This window comes from Oceanicaulis sp., from assembly GCF_051859625.1.
In the GTDB taxonomy this organism is placed as follows: Bacteria; Pseudomonadota; Alphaproteobacteria; order Caulobacterales; family Maricaulaceae; genus Oceanicaulis.
In genome coordinates this window covers 265435-282845 of record NZ_JBHYFH010000002.1, presented here as the reverse complement: position 1 = coordinate 282845, position 17411 = coordinate 265435, and the positions used below count along the sequence as shown (strand labels likewise).

Below are 17411 nucleotides of genomic sequence, written 5' to 3'. Positions count from 1 at the left end.
TCAGGCCATCATCTTTTCAATCGGCATAACAAGGATGGAGCGTGCGCCGGCCGCCTTGAGCTGCTCGAGCGTGGACCAGAACACGGCCTCTGTGCAGACGGCATGAACAGCGACCACATCGTCGCGCCCGACCACGGGCGCCACGGTTGGCGCATCGGTGCCCGGCAGGATGGCGCGGACTTCCTCCAGCCGGTCCTTGGGCGCGTTCAGCAGGATGTATTTGGTCTGGCGCGACGCGATGACGCCCTTGAAGCGTTCGATGAGGCGCTCTGCGGTCTCGGTGACGCCGTCCTTCTGCGCGCCCTTGCGGCGCACCAGAACCGCTTCACTCTCGAGAACGGTTTCAAACGCGGCCAGGCCATTGGCTTCAAGGGTCGCCCCCGTGGAGACCAGATCGCAGATCGCATCCGCAACGCCCATGCGCGGCGCGACTTCCACGCTGCCGCCCATCTCGACGATCTCGGCGTTGACGCCGCGCTCCTTGAGATAGGCCGCCGTCAACGCGGGATAGCTGGTGGCGACCGTCTTGCCCTCAAGGTCTGAAGCCTTGGTGATCGCGCCATCCTTGGGAGCCGCCAGTTTGAGCGTGCATCGAGCGAAACCCAGCTTCAGCGCAATCTCGAGATCCGCCATGCGAGCGGTCTTGTTTTGCGCTTCATACAAAACGTTTTCGCCGACAATGCCGTAATCGCACGCGCCTGAAGCGACAAAGCTGGGGATGTCGTCATCGCGGATCAGCATCAGGTCGATGGGCTGGTTTTCAGACCGGCGCAACAAGTCGTCCCGGCCATACGCCAGCTTCACGCCGGCGCGCTTGAGCAGGTCCAGCCCGCCCTCGGCCAAACGTCCCTTTTTCTGAACAGCCAGGGTCAAACGGTTCTCATTCATTGGCCTTGTTCCTTCAAACGGTCCAGCACGAGCCGGTATCCCTGATGATCTTCCTGACTGAGAAAACGCGCCACGCGCGTGACAGTGGTGGTGCTGACCCCGGTATCCGCGCTGATTTCGCGGTAGGATTTCTGACCCTCTGACAAGAGCCGCGCCACGCGCCAACGCTCCGCCAGCGCCTGCATCTCGCCCGGCGTGGTCAGATCGCGCAGGAACCGGCGCATCTCGTCGCCATCGCGCAAGGTCAAAAGCGCCTCACACAAGGCGCTGACGTCTTCGGGGCCGCCGACACGGGTTTCAGAAACAGGATCAGCCATCACTCGCCTCCAACTCTTGGAGACGTTATAGCGTGTTAGCGTGATAAAACAATAGTGCGGCTGCGATGTCCGCTATTTGAAGAGAATCTTTTGAAAATTCAGGCCAATTCGCTCAGCGCGCTCAAAGAAGAAAACAGCCGCTTCCGGGCTTGGCGCTCGGTCTTGCAGGGTTTGGCGAAACAGGGACAGCCAGATCGAGAAGTGTTCAGGACGGATCTTGTCCAGATGCTTGTGGTGGGCCGGGATCGGACGACCGCCATAGGTTCCCGCATTGAGCGCGATGGACGCCCAGAACTGCTTCATGGTGACCAGATGCTCCGACCAGTCATCACCAATAGCCGCTTCGAACACGGGCCCAAGGTCGTCATCCGCCTGCACGCGCGCATAAAATGCGTCAACCAGATCAGAGATGAACGCCTCGTCCACGCCCATGCTTTCAGCCTGGCGGGCTATGTCAGTCTGGCGGGCGGATGCGGTGCGGATGACTGGTTCGGTCATGAAATCCCTCTTGATCCCCTAGCCGATGCCAGCCGCCGCACAAACATGCAAGCGCACGCCACGCGTCAAATCGCACCACCCATGACGTTTGCAACTCCGCATGTCCTCTAAAATACACACCATCCCTGAAATCTTGCCAGCTCAAACACAGCTTAGAAACGTCGCAGTTTAACTGGCACTATTTAATCGATGAAACATCATCAATATCCCAGCTCTTTCTTGCTGGTATCTGCATTCTTTTCTGCACATCGGCTTGACCAGAGCCCAGATATTCCTATGTGATACTAGCGATCACTCTATCAATCATTTAAAGCCGCTGGCAGCGGCAGGAGGACATGTGGCTTTTTCCAAACCCAATGCACGTCAAAATCGAATCGATCTTACGCACCTTGGCGCGTCCGGTGACATCGCGGTTCTCGCGGTGGACGGATTTGACGCCGGTGATCTGACCGATATCGCCGGATCGGCCGAACGCGCCGGTTACCGGACTGTGATGATCAGCCCGAAAAAAGGCCTGATCACGGGTCGCCCCGAAGGCGGCGATGAAATGAATTTCGTGGTCGACGCCCAGCCGGGCGAGAAGACCGCAAGCGCGTTCACAGGCCTTGTCATCCCTGCTGGCGCCGCAAGCATTGAGCGGCTGCGCAACGACCAGGACTCGCGCCTCTTGATCGCAGACTTCCTGCGCGCCGGCGCGCCCGTTTGCGCACTGGGCGAAGCCGTGGCGATGGTCGCGGAAATCGCTGAGACCACCAATCCTGAATCCGATGCGGTTCTGGCGCTGAAGGGCGATTTGTTCGCCGCTGATGGTGAAGATGCGCGCTCTGACGCACGCAGCCTGTTCATCAAGGCGATGTCGATGACGGCCGCCGCAGCCTGATCGTTCAGACTGTCTGCTGAATACGCAAACGCCCCGGCCGATGGCCGGGGCGTTTTTCGTTTCAGGTCTCAGGTGAAGCCTAGGCCTCTTCCCAATCGCGGACGATGGTGCGGGCCCCGATCATGAACAAGCCCCCCGCCACAAGATACAGCGTCGCGCCGATCATGATGGAATAGCGCAAGGCTTCCTCGCCAAAGCTCGGGGTCAGCAAGGTTGAGAGTTCGCCCAGGGCGTACACGCCAACACCGATGCCCAGCAGGTTATTGATCAGCAAAAAGATCGCTGAGGCCATCGACCGCATGTTGGGCGGCACCAGATGCTGGAAGGCCGAGAGCGTCGGGCCAAGCCAGGCCAGGCCCAGACCGGTCGGGATCATGAACAACAAAACAGCCAATAGCGCTGACGGCGCCAGCACACCGGCGACATAGAACGGATAAGTGACGAAAAAGGCCACCGCCGGCACGATCGCGTACATGCGCTTGGAGCCCTTGCCCATCAGATCGCCCAGAACGCCGCCCAGGATGATCCCCAGGCTGCCGCCGACGAACAGGATCGCGCCGAACAGCCAGCCCGTCGTGATGATGTCGAGCTGGAAGCTGCGCGCGAAAAAGCTCGGCACCCAGAAGAAGACGCCATAGCCCATCATCGAGCTGCACGACGCACCCAGGGTCAGGAACCAGAAGCTCGGCTTCTTCGACAGAATAGCCAGAACCTTGAAAATTCCCGGCTTCTCAGGCGCTTTGACAGGCTCTCCCGCCGCAGCGACGTTTTCAGCCAGCTCGGCCTCCACCGCAGGCCGTTGCGGCGCGTCCAGACCGCCGCGCTTGGGCTCGCGCACGGTCAACTTGAACAATGGCGCGATGACAAGGCCCAGAACGCCGACAATGATAAAGGCGGAGCGCCAGTCCAGATTGTCGCTCACAGCGCCGCCAGCGATCTGTGCGCCAGCCACAACGCCGAAGGCGGATCCGATGGGAATGCCAAGCGAATAAATGGCGAGCGCCCTGGCCCGGCTTTGCGGCGGGAAGTAGTCCGCGATCAGGGAATAGGACGGGGCGACGCCGCCCGCTTCGCCCACGCCCACCCCGACGCGCGCCAGGAACAGCTGGGTGAAGTTGGTGGCGAAGCCACACAAGGCCGTGAAGCCGGACCAGACGGACAGAGAAATCGTGATGATCCAGGTGCGTTTGGTGCGGTCCGCAAGCCAAGCGATCGGGACGCCCAGCGTGGAATACAGCAGAGCGAACGCGATCCCGCCCAGCAGACCGAGCTGGCGGTCCGACAAGCCCAGCTCCTCCTGGATCGGAATCGCCAGAATGGAAATGATCTGCCGGTCCAGGAAATTGAACGCGTAAACGATAAACAGCATCGCCAGCACCCAAGCGCTATATTTCGCGCTGGTCGGGGGTGACGGCTGGCCCAACTCTGTCTCGGTCTGAGTGGTCATATCTCTCCCCTGGTCTTTTCTATTGCTCGCGCGTCGACATGCGCTCAGTGCATACTGAAGGCGTAAACCATCACTTTGCAAAGAAAAAACGCCGCCAACCCGGAGAGGTTGGCGGCGTTCTCACCTTAGGCGCGATTAGTAGCGGTAGGTGATGGAAGCCGTCACCGTGCGCGGATCGCCGTAGAATGCGGTCAGCGTGCCTTCAAGGCCCAGAGTCGGGGTAAACGGACCGCTATTGCTGGAGTAATCAACGAAGTCATACCCAGCGACCTTGTAACGTTCGTCGGTCAGGTTGCGACCGTACAGACCCGCAGACCATGTGCCGCTGTCGGAATTCCAGACGGCGCTGGCGTTCCAGAGAGTGTAGGCGTCCTGATCGATCAGCGGGCTCGCCAGCTCGAACTGCTGGGATTCGCTGCGATAGGAGACCGTGCTCAGAAGGTTCAGCTCGCCAGAGTAAACCGGCACGCTATAGCCCAGCGACAGCGAAGCCGTCGTATCAGGCGTGTTCTGGATCGAGGCCTGGTCCGAGATGTCCTGTCCAAAGGCGTTGATGAACTGATCATACTCGCCGTCCAGCAGACCCACGGTCGCGTTCAGGCTCATATAATCGCCGTCGACGAAGGCGTTGGTCTCCCAGGCGCCGGAGAGTTCGAACTCCACGCCGCGCAAGGTCGCTTCACCGGCGTTGGTGGTGACGCCCGTGAAGGTGTCGGCCACGCCGTCGCCATCTGTGTCGACGCCGACTGAACCTGGAACCTGAACATCGGTGTAGTCCATCTGGAACACGGCCAGGGAGTGGCGCCAGCCATTGCCCCAATCGGCTTTCCAGCCCAGCTCATAGCTGTCCACTTCCTCGGGATCGAACTGCATGAAGCGGAAGACTTCGCCGTCTGAAACCGAGCCGTCGCCGTCAAAATCAGGCGCAGCGCTTGTCTGGCCGCGCGGGTCGAAACCGCCGCCCTTGAAGCCTTGCGAGTAGGTTGCATAGACGTTCTGGCCGTCCGCAAAGGACCAGGCCAGAGACGCACGCGGGGAGAAGTCGTCAAAATCTGCGGTGCCGTTGAAGTCCGACGTGACGGCGATCGGAACAGCGCTGCCGCCGAAAATGTCGGACGCGCCGCCGATGAAGGTGGTGCGGCGGACGATGGAGGAGCGCTCGTCTTCGGTGTAGCGCGCGCCAACCGACAGCTCGAGCGTGTCAGTCAGGTCATAGGTGAAGTCTGCGAACACCGACCAGGTTTCAGTGGACACGTCGCCAAAGGTCTGGGCGTTCAGGCCCGGCAAACCGATCACGGCGCCCGTGGTGGCCAGGATCACGTCAAACGCCGTGGAAGCGTTGGCGTCCAGATAGTAAGCGCCGACAACGCCGTTCAGGCGGTCGCCGGAATACTGCATCTGGAATTCCTGGGAGAACTGGTCGTTCGTATAGATCGCCGGCACGTCCAGATCCGCTTCGGGCAGCGAATCAAAGTCGATCGGGGTGGTGCTCTCATCTTCGCGATAGGCGGTGATCGACTTCAGCGTGATGGAGTCATTGACCATCCATTCCGCCGTAATGGAGCCGCCATAAGCTTCAACAGACTGCTCGGGGAAATCGAGACCGGCGCGCGTATCAAACTCGTCATCGAGAACCGGATAGTCGAAGGTCGGGAACTGATCCGGGATCAGGCGATGGCCCTGACGGGCGTTGGAGGCGTCATCGGTGTAATCCGCAGCCACGCGAACCTGGAAGTTCTCAGTGAGATCAAACTCCGCCGAGAGCCGTCCAGCCCAGACTGATTTATTGTAGTTATCAATGCCGTTGTAGAGATTGTCGCCATAGCCTTCATGCGACAGACGCGCCACAGCGCCGCCGACTCGCACCGTATCCGTGAGCGGCGTGGAGGCGGATGCGATGACATCAAGCTGGTTATAGCTGCCCACATTCACGCGCACGCTGGCGGTCGGCTCGTCTGACAGGCCGCGCGTGACGTATTTGACGGCGCCGCCAATGGTGTTGCGGCCATAAAGCGTGCCCTGCGGACCACGCAGAACCTCGATGCGTTCCACATCATAGATGTCCAGAACCGCAGCCTGAGGCCGGTTCAGATAGACGTCGTCGAGATAGATGCCCACGCCCGCTTCAAAACCTGCGACCGGGTCCTGCTGGCCAACGCCGCGAATGAAGGCGCTGAGCGTGGTGTTGGTGCCGCGCGACACTTCCAGCGTCACGTTCGGGGTCACCTGACCCACAGCCGTGATGTCCTGCGCGCCAAGGGCGTCCAGCTGATCGCCGGAGAAGGCGGTGACGGAGATCGGAACGTCAGTGAGCGTTTCTTCACGACGGCGCGCGGTGACGGTCACCACGTCGCGGACCGGGCCGCTGGACGCGCCGGTCTCCTGGGCGATGGCTGTAGCGGCGAAAGGCAGGGCGGACGCAGATACGAGCAATGCGGCCGCACTCAAAACGGTGCGTTTCATAGTCATGGGGTTATCCCTCCCTGTGAACAGAAGCCTCTATGAGCTTTTGTATGAGGTAAATTCAACGTTGAATGAAAAGTCAAGAACCATTAGGACTTCGGTCATAACAAACAGAACAGCTGAGGCTTCCCAGACACAGGCCCGGACACAGGCAAAGTCTGGTCAATCCAAGGCTCCGGGCTCTAAAAGGGCTTATGGGAGGACCAACATCATGACCGACGCCGGAGGAACGCGCCGGGGCGAACGCACCCGCACTCGCCTTCTTGACGCTGCAGAGAGCTTGTTCGCCGAAAAGGGCTTTCATGGCGTCACTGTGCGCGCCATCGCCCGCCAGGCCGACAGCGACCCGGCGCTTGTGGCCTATTATTTCGGCGGCAAGCGGGAATTGTTCGACGCTGTCCTTCTGCGCCGCGCCGAGGAGCTGAATACGATTCGCCTCGCCGAGCTGGAAGCGTGCGAGGCCAATGCCGGCCCGGACGGCCCGACTCTGGAAGCGATCATTCACGCCTTCACCCATCCGCTGCTGGACCGCAGCGCCAATGGCGGCCCGGGCTGGAAAAGCTATTTCGCCCTGGTGGGCCAGGTCACCAACTCGCCCGAATGGGGCGTGGCGATCATGTCCAAATACTTTGACCCGATCGTGCGCCATTTTCTGGACGCGGTGCGGCGCGCCCTGCCCGACGCGCCCGAAGAAGAGCTGTTCTGGAGCTATCACTTCCTGTCCGGCGCGCTGGTTCTGACCTTCGCGGACACCGGACGCGTGGACGCCCTGTCGGGCGGCTTGTGCAAATCGAGCGATCTTGAGGCGGTGACCGAGCGCATGCCCGAATTTCTGGCCGCAGGCTTCCAGCGTCTGGCGCAGCGTCAATCGAGCAAGAAACAGGAGGCCGAGACGGTTTGATGACCCCGTTTTCAGAGCATTATTTCACCGCCCCCGATGGCGTCCGCACCTATTACCGACGCTATCCGGCGCAAGGCGAAAGCGGCAAGACGCCGGTCATCTGTCTGCACGGTCTGACGCGCAATAGCCGCGATTTCGAGGATCTGGCGCCGATCATCGCCGAGATGGGCCGCACGGTCGTGGCCGTGGATGTCCGCGGACGTGGCAAGTCGGACTATGACACCCAGATCGAAAACTATAATCCGGCCAAATATGTCGAGGATGTTCAAGGCATTCTCGATGAGCTCGGCTGGGAGAAGGTGATCTCTGTCGGCACCTCCATGGGCGGTCTGATGACGATGATCCTGTCCACCTCTCGCCCGGGCCTTCTGACCGGCGCGGTGATCAATGATATCGGCCCGGAGCTCGACCCGGTCGGCCTGACCCGCATCCAGGGCTATGTCGGCGGCGCGGGCCGTTTCGCCAACTGGGAAGAAGCCGGAGAGGCCTTGCGCGCCATCAACGGCGTCGCCTTCCCCAACGAGACCGGCGCGGCGTTCTGGATCGCATTCGCCAAGCGCACCTGCCGGTCCATCGACACGGGCGAGATCGTGCTTGATTACGACGCCAACATCTCCAAACCGGTCAAGGACGGCGATGTGGCGCCGCCCGATCTGTGGCCGTTCTTTGAGGGCTTGAAGGGCACGCCGCTCTTGCTGGTGCGCGGCGCCATTTCCGACCTTCTGGCCATGGAGTGTGTCAATGAAATGTCACATCGTCATGGCGACATGGAACTGGCCCAGGTTCCTGATGTCGGCCATGCTCCCCTATTGACCGAACCGGCCGCGCTGGAGCCGATCAAGGCCTTCCTGACCCGTCTGGACTGAGGCATCTGAGGAATGACTGACATGCTGCTGCGTATTCTGGGCGGGCTGATCCTGCTGGCGGTTCTGGTGATCGCCTTTTTCGCCTGGAGCTTGCGTCCGCTGGATATGGACGCCGTCAGCCAGCAGTGGATGACCGGGCAAGACCGCTTCGTCACAGTGGATGGCGAAGACTGGCGCGTGCGCGAAAGCGGTCCGGAAGACGCGCCGGCCCTCGTCCTGATCCACGGTTTCAGTCATTCGCTTGAAGCCTGGGACGCGATGGCGGCCGAGCTTGAAGACCAGTTCCGCATCATCCGCTTTGATCTGCCTGGTCATGGATTGACGGGGCCGCGCGCCGATCAGGCCTATTCCGTGCCCGAGACTGTGTCGCAGGTCAGCGCCCTTCTGGATGTGATTGCGCCCGACAGCTTCTCGATCGGCGGCAACTCGCTGGGCGGACTGGTGGCGTGGCGCTATGCGGCGGAACATGCGAATCGTGTGGAAAATCTGATCTTGGTCGATCCGGGCGGCTATCCCAATCTGGGTGTGGGTGACGAACCGGCCCCCATTCCGGACGCCATGCGCGCCTATCTCAGTCTGGCGCCGGAAGCTGGCGTCGCCTACGCGACCTCCACCCTTTACGCCGATCCCTCGCGCGTCACGCCTGAACAGCTTGAGCGCATCCGCGCCATGATGCGGGTCGAGGGCAATGGTCAGGCGCTGATCGAGCGGATCGAACAGTTCACCCTGCCCGACCCGAACCCGGACCTCGCCCGCATCGCGGCGCCGACCCTGATCGTGTGGGGCAGCAATGACGCCATGATCCCGGCCACCCATGGTCCGCGCTTTGACGCCGCCATTCCCGATTCACGGCTGGTCCTGATGCAGAACACCGGCCATGTCCCCATGGAGGAATGGCCCGTTGAGACCGCCGAACTGGTGCGCGATTTCCTCAACGACTAATCCGCCGCGTCATCCAAAAGAAAGGGCGCGCAATCACTTGCGCGCCCTTTTCTCGTTCGGGGGCTGAGCCGCTCAGCCTTTCAGAACCATCTGTCCGGTGGACGGCTCGATCTGGTAATAGGCGAGCCCCGCGGCTTTCCAGGCGCCCATGCCGCCCGCCATGTGCGTCACCACGTCAGAGCCGGCTGCGGCGCACGCCTGAAGCGCCTTGCCGGATCGACCGCCCGCCGCGCAATGCAGCACCACCTTGCGCCCCTGCCCGGTCGGCAGCGCCGCCGGATCAAAGGTCGACAGCGGCAAGAGCAGCGCGCCCGGAATGCGCTCGTTTTCATACTCGCCCGGTTCACGCACATCCACGAGGATGATTTCACCCGCTTTCAGGGCCTTATCGACCTGCTCAGGCGACCAGTTTTCCATTCTCAGCACTCCATAAAGCTCGTGCGCGCTCCGCGCTCCATCATTTATCAATTTTGACAAGTTTGGCGCCCCTTACAAGGGCCATCTCTGATAATTGCCCGTCACGTATTCGTTTCGCGAGCATGGTCGGCGCTGATAGACTGCGCGCAGGCCGTCAGGGGAGACGAGGATGACATATGTCGAAGCGGCGGTGTGCGCCGTACCCAACGCGAACAAGCAAGATTATCAAAATTTCGCGCGTCAGACCGGCGCCATCTTCAAAGATCACGGCCTGCTGACTTTGATCGAATGCTGGGGTGAAGACGTCCCGGAGGGCGATTTGACCTCGTTCCCTTTGGCCGTGAAGCTTCAGGACGGAGAAACCGTCGTGCTCTCCTGGATGGTCTGGCCGGACAAGGCCACGCGCGATGAAGGCTGGCGCACGATCATGGAAGATCCGCGCATGGAGGCGCTTGGCGAGATGCCGTTTGACGGCAAGCGCATGATCTTTGGCGGGTTTGAGCCCATCGTAGAGCTTTAGTCTTCAAAGACGATTTCGGGCGCGGGACGATGCGCGCCTTCAAGCGCATGCAGCATGCCCGACGCGGCGCGATGGAACGCTTTCGCCACAGGCCCGTCTCCCGAAGCAACCAGCCGGCCTTCATCGCTGGCTTCACGCAATTCGGGATGCAGCGGGATCTCGCCCAGGAAAGGCACGCCCAGAAGTTCCGCTTCCGCTCGCGCGCCGCCGCGGCCAAAAATCTCGGTTCCCTCGCCGCAGGACGGGCACAGGAAAAAGCTCATATTCTCGACAATGCCCAGGATCGGGATCGCCGTGCGATCAAACAGCGCCACCGCCTTGCGCGCATCATCCAGCGCCAGGGTTTGCGGGGTGGACACGATCACCACGCCCGATATCGGCGCGCTCTGCGCGATCGCGAGCTGCGCATCGCCCGTGCCAGGTGGCATGTCGATGATCAGAACATCGAGATCGCCCCAGTTCACCTCGGTCAGGAACTGCCGGATCGCGCCGGTCACCATGGGCCCGCGCCAGACCACCGGGTCGCGCTCGCCCACCAGAAACCCCATGGACACCAGCTTCACGCCATGCGCTTCCAGCGGTTCGATGCCGCCTTCCGTCTTTTGCAGGCCTGGTGCGCCGTTCAGGCCAAAAATGCGAGGCGCGCTGGGGCCATAGACGTCCGCATCCATCAACCCCACCGACAAGCCCATTTTCACGCAGGCCGCCGCCAGATTGGCGGCCGTGGTGGATTTGCCCACACCGCCCTTGCCGGACGCCACAGCGATCACCGCCTTGGCGGGCGCTTTTGGCGCGGCGGCCTGAGCTTTCGCGGGTTTCGGAGTTTTGGAACTCAACGACGCCTCGATAATGACCCGCGCCCGCTCGATCTCGGGATGGGCGGTCAACGCGTCCTGGATGGCCTGCCGCAACGCGCCCGCATCCTCATCGGCTCCGCCGGGTTTGAGCACCAGCGTCGCCACGCCGTCACGCAAATCCGCGCCGTCGATGCGGCCTGAGCGGTTCAGGGGCGCCCCGGTGGCCGGATCGGCGACGGAGGCGAGAGCGTTGAGCACGATTTCGTTCATGCTGCTGAGATAGGCGAGCCGGCGCCTGAACGCAAAGCCAAGCGCACTTATAACCAGCCCATTGCAGCATAAACTGCAGCTGAGAGGCGCGAGCGACTTGATCGCCCGGTGCAAGCCCGGCTACACCGGTTAGTGGAGACGTGGCCGAGTGGTCGAAGGCGCTCCCCTGCTAAGGGAGTATACCTCAAAAGGGTATCGTGGGTTCGAATCCCATCGTCTCCGCCAGCCTTCTTTTTCCCAAATGAACCAAAATCGTGATTGCCCAGTTCCGGGACGGTCGCGACTCTGGTCGCGCGCCTCGCTATCGGTTCAGACGGCGCACGTTGAAAAAAGCCGCGCCAAAAGTGACGCGGCTTTTTCCATGGCGTTGGACGAGAAACCGTCGACTTAGCGCAGGCTGCGCGCCACCCCCTCGATCACGCTGGTCAAGGCTGTCAGACGATGCGCAACGGCGCCGTCTTCAGACGCATCGGGCAAATCCCGCCCCAGATCGCGCAATTCACGCGCCAGTTGGCGATCGCGCGCCTCCGCGTCGACAGCCTCAGCCGCCCGGCCCAGAGCATCATACAGGCTCTCAGCCTGCTCGGCGGACAACGCGTCATCGCGCATCAGCTGATCGAGATAGGCCAGGCCCACAACCGGATGGTCGGGCCAGCTGACCGGGAATTGCTGTTGCGGGTTAAACGTTTGCCCCTGATCAGCCAGCGCCGCGGCGGCGATCTCGTTTTCGCTCAGATACGCGCTGGGAACCATCTCGAAGACATCCAGACCGCGCACGATCTCGGTGCCGTAAATGCGGCCGTCATACCAATAGCTCGACCAGTAACCGCCCAGCACCATCACATCCGGGTCGATGGGACCGCGGTCAAAGAAGGCGATCTCGTAGGCATTGGCGGGATCGGTGAAATCGAGCACGGAAATCCCGCCCTGATACCAGGACTGCACGAAGATATCGCGGCCGGGAACCGGAACGATGGAGCCGTTATGAGCGACGCAGTTCTCTTCTTCGGACTGGGCTGAAGAGATCTTGTAATAGCCTTCAAACTCAAGCTGGCCGTCATTGATCGTATAGATCGCGTCCGCGCCCCAATCGCTGGGATCTTGCGCCCGGCAACGCGGTCGTCCGCCGCCGCCCCACTCATCAGTGAAGAGGATCTTGTCACCGGCATTGCTGAAAGTGGCCGAATGCCAATAGGCGAAACCCTGATCGACCACGGCGTCAATGCGTTCAGGTGCGCGCGGATCGCTGATATCGAGCACAATGCCATTTCCCGAACACGCGCCGGCGGCGAGGTTCAGCGACGGGAACACCGTGATGTCATGACACTGGTCGGTTCGTCGCGAGGACTGGGTGCCCTCGCCATGATCGCCCCCGCTCCACAGTCCGGCGATGCGGCCTGTCTCGTCATCCGCGAAGACACGGGGGCTGTCCACAATGCGAGACGCGGCAGGATTGGCGACCGGGATTTCGATCACGTCGATGCTGAACAGCGCCGTTTCTTCATCACCCGGAAAACCCGCGACGCAGCCCGCCATCTCGTCTTCATCACGGATCGAGCTGGTGCCGGAGTTGTAGACCACAATGGTGTTCTCATCGCTTGAGACCACCGAATGCGTGTGAGAGCCGCGGCAGGTCTGCACCTGGCCGACCTGGCGCGGGGCGACCGGATTGCTGATGTCAAAGATCCGCAAGCCCCGGAAACGCTCTTCGCTGATTTCTTCGCTCACGCCCTGACGACCGCAATCCACGCGCGCGCGGGTGTCCTGCACGGACACCAGCAGCAGATCGCCGACAATGGACACATCGCCCTGCCCGCCCGGACAGACGACCGAGCTGATCAGAACAGGCGCGTCTTCGCCCAAGCGATACAGGTTGAAGCCGTGGTAATTGCCGACCGCCAGCAGATCGCCGGCGAAGGCCATGTCAGTGTTTGAGAAGCTCAGGAAGGGCGCACGCTGGCCGAACCGGCGCTCAACCTCTTCATCGCTGTCCTCAGGCGCGATTTCTGGCGGCAGGCCCGCCGGGTTCTCCGTATCGAAAAAGCCGGTGGGCTTGGGCAGGCTGGCGATGAGTTCAAGATTGGAGATCGCCTCGCCCGCATCGCGGAATCCGGCGGACAGGCCATTGCGCGGATCTTCAGACAGCGCGGCCAGCACGGCGCTCATACGGCGGATCTCTGAGTTCTGTTCACTTCTGACATCATTGACGAAATCAAACAGAACCGGGTCGTAGGCCGAGCCCCGTTCATCCAGAAGCGCGTCCACCATCACCACCGCGCCGTCATGATGGGCGATCATCAGCTCCAGGAACAAAGCGTCAAACTCCGTCCCGCTCGCCTGGGCCAATTCTTCCATCTGCTCTGGCGTCGCCATGCCCGCCATCATGGAATGGCTTTCATGGCCGTCACCGTGATCCATATCATGGTGCATGGCGTGCGGGTCATTGGCCGGATCGGGCGCGTCCTGGCCGCGCTCTTCAAGCCAGCCTTGCATGAAAGCGATTTCATCGGCCTGGCTGGCGTTGATGCGTCCGGCGACGGCGACAATGTCTTCCGTGCTGGTGCGATCTGCGACCAGATCCGCCATCTGCACCGCCTGATAGTGATGAATGATCATGTCGCGCATGAATTGCACATCGGCGTCTGAAAAGCGGTTGGCAGCGATCTGCACCGCTTCTTCCGCGCTGATCTGGCGTACATCCTCGCCCGGCGCGCCCGGCTGAACGATGGGCGCGTCTTGCGCAAAGGCTCCGGCGTTCGCCGCAAGCCCTGCGGCAAGCGCGAGCGTGGCGGACTGAAGGCGCAATCGCGTGTTGAAAGTCATGGCGTTTCTCCCCGGTTTTGTCGCCATACAGTAAGTCTCGGGCACTGTTCGGCAAGGAATTCCGGTATGTACAGACCTATCGCCGGTCGCTCTCAAAGGGGTCGCCGACGCGCCCTCACATGGAAAGGTTAGCAACTTGCAGCTTAAGCGCGATGCGCTAGCTTCATCCCGGAACCAGTAGGAGCGAAGCGATGCAGAAACCCGTCCCTGAAATCGCGCCAGGCGCGTTCAAGCTCTATGACGCCTATGCCCATGGCGCGATGTCGCGTCGGGATTTTCTGGACGGATTGAAAGCCTACGCCATAGGTGGGCTGACAGTCAGCGTGCTCGCCGCCGCCTTGATGCCGAATTACGCCTCGGCGCAACAGATCGAAGCCGGCGATCCGCGACTGGTTGAAGAGGACGTGCTCTACGCCTCACCGGACGGCGCGGGCGAGATGAGCGGCTATCTGGTGCGCCCCGCAGGCGCCGAAGCGCCGCGCGGCGGGGTTCTGGTGATCCATGAGAACCGGGGGCTGAACCCGCATATACGCGATGTGGCGAGGCGCGCCGCGCTGGCGGGATATGTCGCCTTCGCCCCGGACGCCTTGCACCCGCTCGGCGGCTATCCGGGGACGGACGATGAAGGCCGCACCCTGCAACGCCAGCGCGATGGGCGTGAAATGCTGCAGGACTTCATCGCGGGCGCGCACTATCTGCGCGATCATCCGGCTTGCACGGGCCAGGTGGCCGCCGTCGGCTTTTGCTATGGCGGCGCGGTCGCCAACCAGCTCGCCGTGCGCCTGGACTGGCTGGCGGGATCCGTGCCGTTTTATGGCGGCTGGCCGGAGCCTGAGAACGCTGAAGCCGTGCGCGTTCCGCTCCAAATCCATCTCGCCGCGCTCGATGATCGGGTCAACGCCGGCTGGCCGGTCTGGCGCGACGCCCTGGATGCCGCTGGCGCCCCCTATGAGGTCTTCATGTATGACGGCGCCCAGCACGGCTTTCACAATGACACCACGGCGCGGTTCGACCCTGAGAAGGCCGAGCTGGCCTGGTCGCGCACGCTCGAATTCTTTGACCAGGTCCTGAACGCCTAATTTTTCGGGCTCACACCCGTCCAGCTGTTCGATCCTCGCTTGGTTGCGAGCGGCCTTCAGCCTTTCGACCCCGTGGGTCCTCAGTGGAGGCACGCGCCTCAAAGCGCCTGTTTTGACGCGATGATGCGATCCGCCAGCGTCTCGAGCGCCGCCGCGTCCAGCCGCTCTGTTTCAAGCGACAGCGCGCTCGGGGTCAGGCGTTTGCGACGCGCCCGGTCATAAGCCGGGTCATAATGCGCCGCCATAAGCTCCGCCGCGAGCGTTTCAGGCTGATCCTGCAGCGCCAGCTCGCGCCAATGCGCGATCTGATCGCGCGGATGGAAAGGACTGATGAGCTCCAACGCTGCACAGGCCTGTTCCGGATCCTGGACAATATCCGCATAGGCGGTCGCCAGGAAATGCGCACGTTCGGCCACAGGCGCATTGATCTCAATGCGCGGCGCACCCTTCATCTGCGTCCATAACGGCGACGGCAGACGAACCGACCCTATGCGCGCGGATTCCGCTTCCACAAAGACCGGGCGGGTGGCGTCAACGCCTTCCAGCGCGCACCAGAGCGCTGTCTCAAACGCTTTCTGGCTGGGCTGGGGCGCGTTCGCGAAGCCGCCAAACGCCGATCCGCGATGCCGGGCGAGACCTTCCAGATCCACCACTTGCTCGCCTTTCTGGCGCAGCACCTCCAGCAGAGCCGTTTTCGCGGTGCCCGTCTGACCGTCGATCAGGATCAAATCGAGTTCAGGCGACGCCGTCTCGATCCCGGCCATCACGGCCCGCCGCCAGGTCTGATAACCGCCCTCAAGCACGGCGACCGGCCAGCCGACCGCCGACAGGATCGTCGCCATGGAATTAGACCGCATGCCGCCGCGCCAGCAATAGACGAGCGGGCGAAAGCGTTTGGGCTTGTCCGCCAGCGCGGTCTCCAGATGCTTCGCCGCATTGCGCGCCACCAGCGCCGCGCCCGCGCGCCGCGCCTCGAACGCAGACACCTGAACATAGGTCGTGCCGATCTCGGCGCGCTCGGCGTCGTCTAGCACAGGCATGTTCACCGCGCCCGGCATATGGTCCTCGGCGTATTCGCCGGGCGAACGCACGTCAATAATCAGGTCAAAGCGCTGCAATGCGGCGGCGCTGACATCTTTGAGGGTCTCGTATCGCAACATGCGCGCCTTATAGTTCCGTTCTCATCAAGAATCGAACACAGCCGGATGCGACCATGACCGAGACCCCCTCCTCTTCCACTGCGCCGTCTCTGACAAGCCTGGCTCGCGGGGGCGGATGCGGCTGCAAGCTCGATCCCGCCTTCCTCGACCGCATTCTGGCGGACAGCCCGCCCTTGCCGCTCAACCCGGCCCTGTTGCTGGACGCCGCCACGCGCGATGACGCCGCCGTCTACAAGATCAATGACGAGATGGCGCTGGTGGCGACGACGGATTTCTTCGCGCCGGTAGTCGATGATCCTTATGACTTTGGACGCATCGCGGCGACGAACGCCTTGTCAGACGTCTACGCCATGGGCGCCAAGCCGATCTTCTGCCTGGCGGTTCTGGGCATGCCCATCAATGTGCTGCCGCCAGAAACCATCCGGCAGATTCTCGATGGCGGCCGCTCGGTCGCGGAAAGCGTCGGCGCGCCTGTAGCGGGCGGTCATTCCATCGACGCCGCCGAACCCTTCTACGGACTTGTAGCGCTTGGTCTGGCGCATCCCGACCAGATCCTGACAAACGCCGGCGCCAAACCCGGCGACGTGCTGATCCTGGGCAAGCCTTTGGGCGTGGGCGTGTTCAGCGCCGCGCAAAAACGCGGGCTTCTGACGCCGGACGATTATGACGCCATGATCGCCACGACCACCCGGCTAAATACGCCCGGCTCCGATCTGGCAGGTATGGCGGGCGTGCATGCGGTGACGGATGTGACCGGCTTTGGCCTGCTGGGCCATTTGTCGGAAATGTGCCGCGGCTCAAAACTCGCCGCGCAGATTGACCGCACCGCCCTGCCCGTCTTTGACGGCGCGCGGCGTCTGCTGAACCAGGGCGTGCGCACGGGCGCGTCAGGGCGCAACTGGGCGGCGGTTGAACGCTATGTCACCCAGACCCCGGACTGGTCAGATGCAGATCGTGACATGCTGTGCGATCCCCAGACCAGCGGCGGCCTGCTGGTCGCCTGCGCGCCGGACGCCGCCGCCGAAGTTCTGGCGACCTTTCACAAGCATGGCCATAGCGCCGCCGTTCAGATCGGGCGGCTGGACGCCGGCGACCCGATGATCAGTTTTTCCGCCTGAGCGCGTTTTCACCGGGCTGCGACCT

Annotated in this window: 16 protein-coding genes and 1 tRNA gene; 8 read left to right on the top strand and 9 right to left on the bottom strand. The window is 62.3% G+C overall.

From position 1 onward, the window contains the following. The 3 genes from hisG to ACTIGF_RS10850 all read right to left on the bottom strand — a co-directional run bounded on the left by hisG (window position 1) and on the right by ACTIGF_RS10850 (window position 1703). Complete coding sequence (gene hisG / locus ACTIGF_RS10860) at window positions 1-888, bottom strand: ATP phosphoribosyltransferase (RefSeq protein ID WP_439636907.1); 888 nt, start codon at window positions 886-888, stop codon at window positions 1-3. Further along, the gene (locus ACTIGF_RS10855) at window positions 885-1205 is read right to left on the bottom strand and encodes a YerC/YecD family TrpR-related protein (RefSeq protein WP_439636906.1); all 321 of its coding nucleotides are present in this window, start codon (window positions 1203-1205) and stop codon (window positions 885-887) included. Before ACTIGF_RS10855 ends, hisG begins: the two co-directional genes overlap by 4 nt. A gap of 72 nt (window positions 1206-1277) precedes the next feature. Further along, window positions 1278-1703, bottom strand: coding sequence for a group III truncated hemoglobin (locus ACTIGF_RS10850; RefSeq protein WP_439636905.1), 426 nt, complete (start codon window positions 1701-1703; stop codon window positions 1278-1280). Window positions 1704-2040: 337 nt separating this feature from the next. On the opposite strand from ACTIGF_RS10850, the gene ACTIGF_RS10845 reads away from it, so the two are divergent. Continuing rightward, the gene (locus tag ACTIGF_RS10845; RefSeq protein WP_375549179.1) at window positions 2041-2583 is read left to right on the top strand and encodes a DJ-1/PfpI family protein; all 543 of its coding nucleotides are present in this window, start codon (window positions 2041-2043) and stop codon (window positions 2581-2583) included. A gap of 79 nt (window positions 2584-2662) precedes the next feature. Here the strand turns inward: ACTIGF_RS10845 and ACTIGF_RS10840 are convergent, their stop codons facing one another. After that, window positions 2663-4030, bottom strand: a complete 1368-nt coding sequence (locus ACTIGF_RS10840) for a spinster family MFS transporter (protein WP_439636904.1) — start codon at window positions 4028-4030, stop codon at window positions 2663-2665. A gap of 135 nt (window positions 4031-4165) precedes the next feature. After that, the gene (locus ACTIGF_RS10835; RefSeq protein ID WP_439636903.1) at window positions 4166-6499 is read right to left on the bottom strand and encodes a TonB-dependent receptor; all 2334 of its coding nucleotides are present in this window, start codon (window positions 6497-6499) and stop codon (window positions 4166-4168) included. 205 nt (window positions 6500-6704) lie between these two features. Between ACTIGF_RS10835 and ACTIGF_RS10830 the strand changes: the two genes are divergently transcribed. Genes ACTIGF_RS10830 through ACTIGF_RS10820 form a run of 3 tightly spaced genes read left to right on the top strand, consistent with a single transcriptional unit; the run spans window position 6705 to window position 9202 of the window. Then, entirely contained in the window at window positions 6705-7394 is a 690-nt protein-coding gene (locus tag ACTIGF_RS10830) for a TetR family transcriptional regulator (protein WP_439636902.1), read from the top strand. Beyond that, window positions 7394-8260: an alpha/beta fold hydrolase gene (locus ACTIGF_RS10825; protein WP_439636901.1), complete on the top strand. Its 867-nt coding sequence runs from the start codon at window positions 7394-7396 to the stop codon at window positions 8258-8260. The genes ACTIGF_RS10830 and ACTIGF_RS10825 overlap by 1 nt, the downstream gene beginning before the upstream one ends. A gap of 12 nt (window positions 8261-8272) precedes the next feature. Beyond that, on the top strand, window positions 8273-9202 hold the full coding sequence (locus ACTIGF_RS10820) for an alpha/beta fold hydrolase (RefSeq protein WP_439636900.1): 930 nt from the start codon (window positions 8273-8275) through the stop codon (window positions 9200-9202). 72 nt (window positions 9203-9274) lie between these two features. Here ACTIGF_RS10820 and ACTIGF_RS10815 read toward each other — a convergent pair whose 3' ends face one another. Continuing rightward, on the bottom strand, window positions 9275-9619 hold the full coding sequence (locus ACTIGF_RS10815) for a rhodanese-like domain-containing protein (protein ID WP_439636899.1): 345 nt from the start codon (window positions 9617-9619) through the stop codon (window positions 9275-9277). Between the two features lie 169 nt (window positions 9620-9788). Here ACTIGF_RS10815 and ACTIGF_RS10810 point away from each other — a divergent pair, with 169 nt between their 5' ends. Beyond that, on the top strand, window positions 9789-10139 hold the full coding sequence (locus ACTIGF_RS10810) for a DUF1428 domain-containing protein (RefSeq protein WP_439636898.1): 351 nt from the start codon (window positions 9789-9791) through the stop codon (window positions 10137-10139). Here the strand turns inward: ACTIGF_RS10810 and ACTIGF_RS10805 are convergent. Next, window positions 10136-11194 (bottom strand): P-loop NTPase, encoded by a 1059-nt coding sequence (locus ACTIGF_RS10805; protein WP_439636897.1) that lies wholly within the window; start codon window positions 11192-11194, stop codon window positions 10136-10138. The two genes, ACTIGF_RS10810 and ACTIGF_RS10805, sit on opposite strands and share 4 nt — an antisense overlap. Window positions 11195-11340: 146 nt before the next feature. Between ACTIGF_RS10805 and ACTIGF_RS10800 the strand changes: the two genes are divergently transcribed. Further along, window positions 11341-11431, top strand: a tRNA-Ser gene (locus ACTIGF_RS10800). A gap of 162 nt (window positions 11432-11593) precedes the next feature. Here the strand turns inward: ACTIGF_RS10800 and ACTIGF_RS10795 are convergent. Beyond that, window positions 11594-14029: a DUF305 domain-containing protein gene (locus tag ACTIGF_RS10795; RefSeq protein WP_439636896.1), complete on the bottom strand. Its 2436-nt coding sequence runs from the start codon at window positions 14027-14029 to the stop codon at window positions 11594-11596. Between the two features lie 191 nt (window positions 14030-14220). Between ACTIGF_RS10795 and ACTIGF_RS10790 the strand changes: the two genes are divergently transcribed. After that, window positions 14221-15108, top strand: a complete 888-nt coding sequence (locus ACTIGF_RS10790) for a dienelactone hydrolase family protein (RefSeq protein WP_439636895.1) — start codon at window positions 14221-14223, stop codon at window positions 15106-15108. A 98-nt stretch (window positions 15109-15206) separates the two neighbouring features. Here ACTIGF_RS10790 and mnmH read toward each other — a convergent pair whose 3' ends face one another. Further along, the gene (gene mnmH, locus ACTIGF_RS10785) at window positions 15207-16268 is read right to left on the bottom strand and encodes a tRNA 2-selenouridine(34) synthase MnmH (protein ID WP_439636894.1); all 1062 of its coding nucleotides are present in this window, start codon (window positions 16266-16268) and stop codon (window positions 15207-15209) included. A 53-nt stretch (window positions 16269-16321) separates the two neighbouring features. On the opposite strand from mnmH, the gene selD reads away from it, so the two are divergent. Next, window positions 16322-17386, top strand: coding sequence for a selenide, water dikinase SelD (gene selD, locus ACTIGF_RS10780; protein WP_439636893.1), 1065 nt, complete (start codon window positions 16322-16324; stop codon window positions 17384-17386). Window positions 17387-17411 lie beyond the last annotated feature (25 nt).

Coding starts and splice junctions, on each gene's coding strand:
- ACTIGF_RS10830 (WP_439636902.1), top strand. CDS start 6,705: ATGACCGACGCCGGAGGAACGCGCCGGGGCGAACGCACCCGCACTCGC.
- selD (WP_439636893.1), top strand. CDS start 16,322: ATGACCGAGACCCCCTCCTCTTCCACTGCGCCGTCTCTGACAAGCCTG.
- ACTIGF_RS10840 (WP_439636904.1), bottom strand. CDS start 4,030: ATGACCACTCAGACCGAGACAGAGTTGGGCCAGCCGTCACCCCCGACC.
- ACTIGF_RS10850 (WP_439636905.1), bottom strand. CDS start 1,703: ATGACCGAACCAGTCATCCGCACCGCATCCGCCCGCCAGACTGACATA.
- ACTIGF_RS10810 (WP_439636898.1), top strand. CDS start 9,789: ATGACATATGTCGAAGCGGCGGTGTGCGCCGTACCCAACGCGAACAAG.
- ACTIGF_RS10790 (WP_439636895.1), top strand. CDS start 14,221: ATGCAGAAACCCGTCCCTGAAATCGCGCCAGGCGCGTTCAAGCTCTAT.
- hisG (WP_439636907.1), bottom strand. CDS start 888: ATGAATGAGAACCGTTTGACCCTGGCTGTTCAGAAAAAGGGACGTTTG.
- ACTIGF_RS10855 (WP_439636906.1), bottom strand. CDS start 1,205: ATGGCTGATCCTGTTTCTGAAACCCGTGTCGGCGGCCCCGAAGACGTC.
- ACTIGF_RS10835 (WP_439636903.1), bottom strand. CDS start 6,499: ATGACTATGAAACGCACCGTTTTGAGTGCGGCCGCATTGCTCGTATCT.
- ACTIGF_RS10820 (WP_439636900.1), top strand. CDS start 8,273: ATGACTGACATGCTGCTGCGTATTCTGGGCGGGCTGATCCTGCTGGCG.
- ACTIGF_RS10815 (WP_439636899.1), bottom strand. CDS start 9,619: ATGGAAAACTGGTCGCCTGAGCAGGTCGATAAGGCCCTGAAAGCGGGT.
- ACTIGF_RS10795 (WP_439636896.1), bottom strand. CDS start 14,029: ATGACTTTCAACACGCGATTGCGCCTTCAGTCCGCCACGCTCGCGCTT.
- mnmH (WP_439636894.1), bottom strand. CDS start 16,268: ATGTTGCGATACGAGACCCTCAAAGATGTCAGCGCCGCCGCATTGCAG.
- ACTIGF_RS10825 (WP_439636901.1), top strand. CDS start 7,394: ATGACCCCGTTTTCAGAGCATTATTTCACCGCCCCCGATGGCGTCCGC.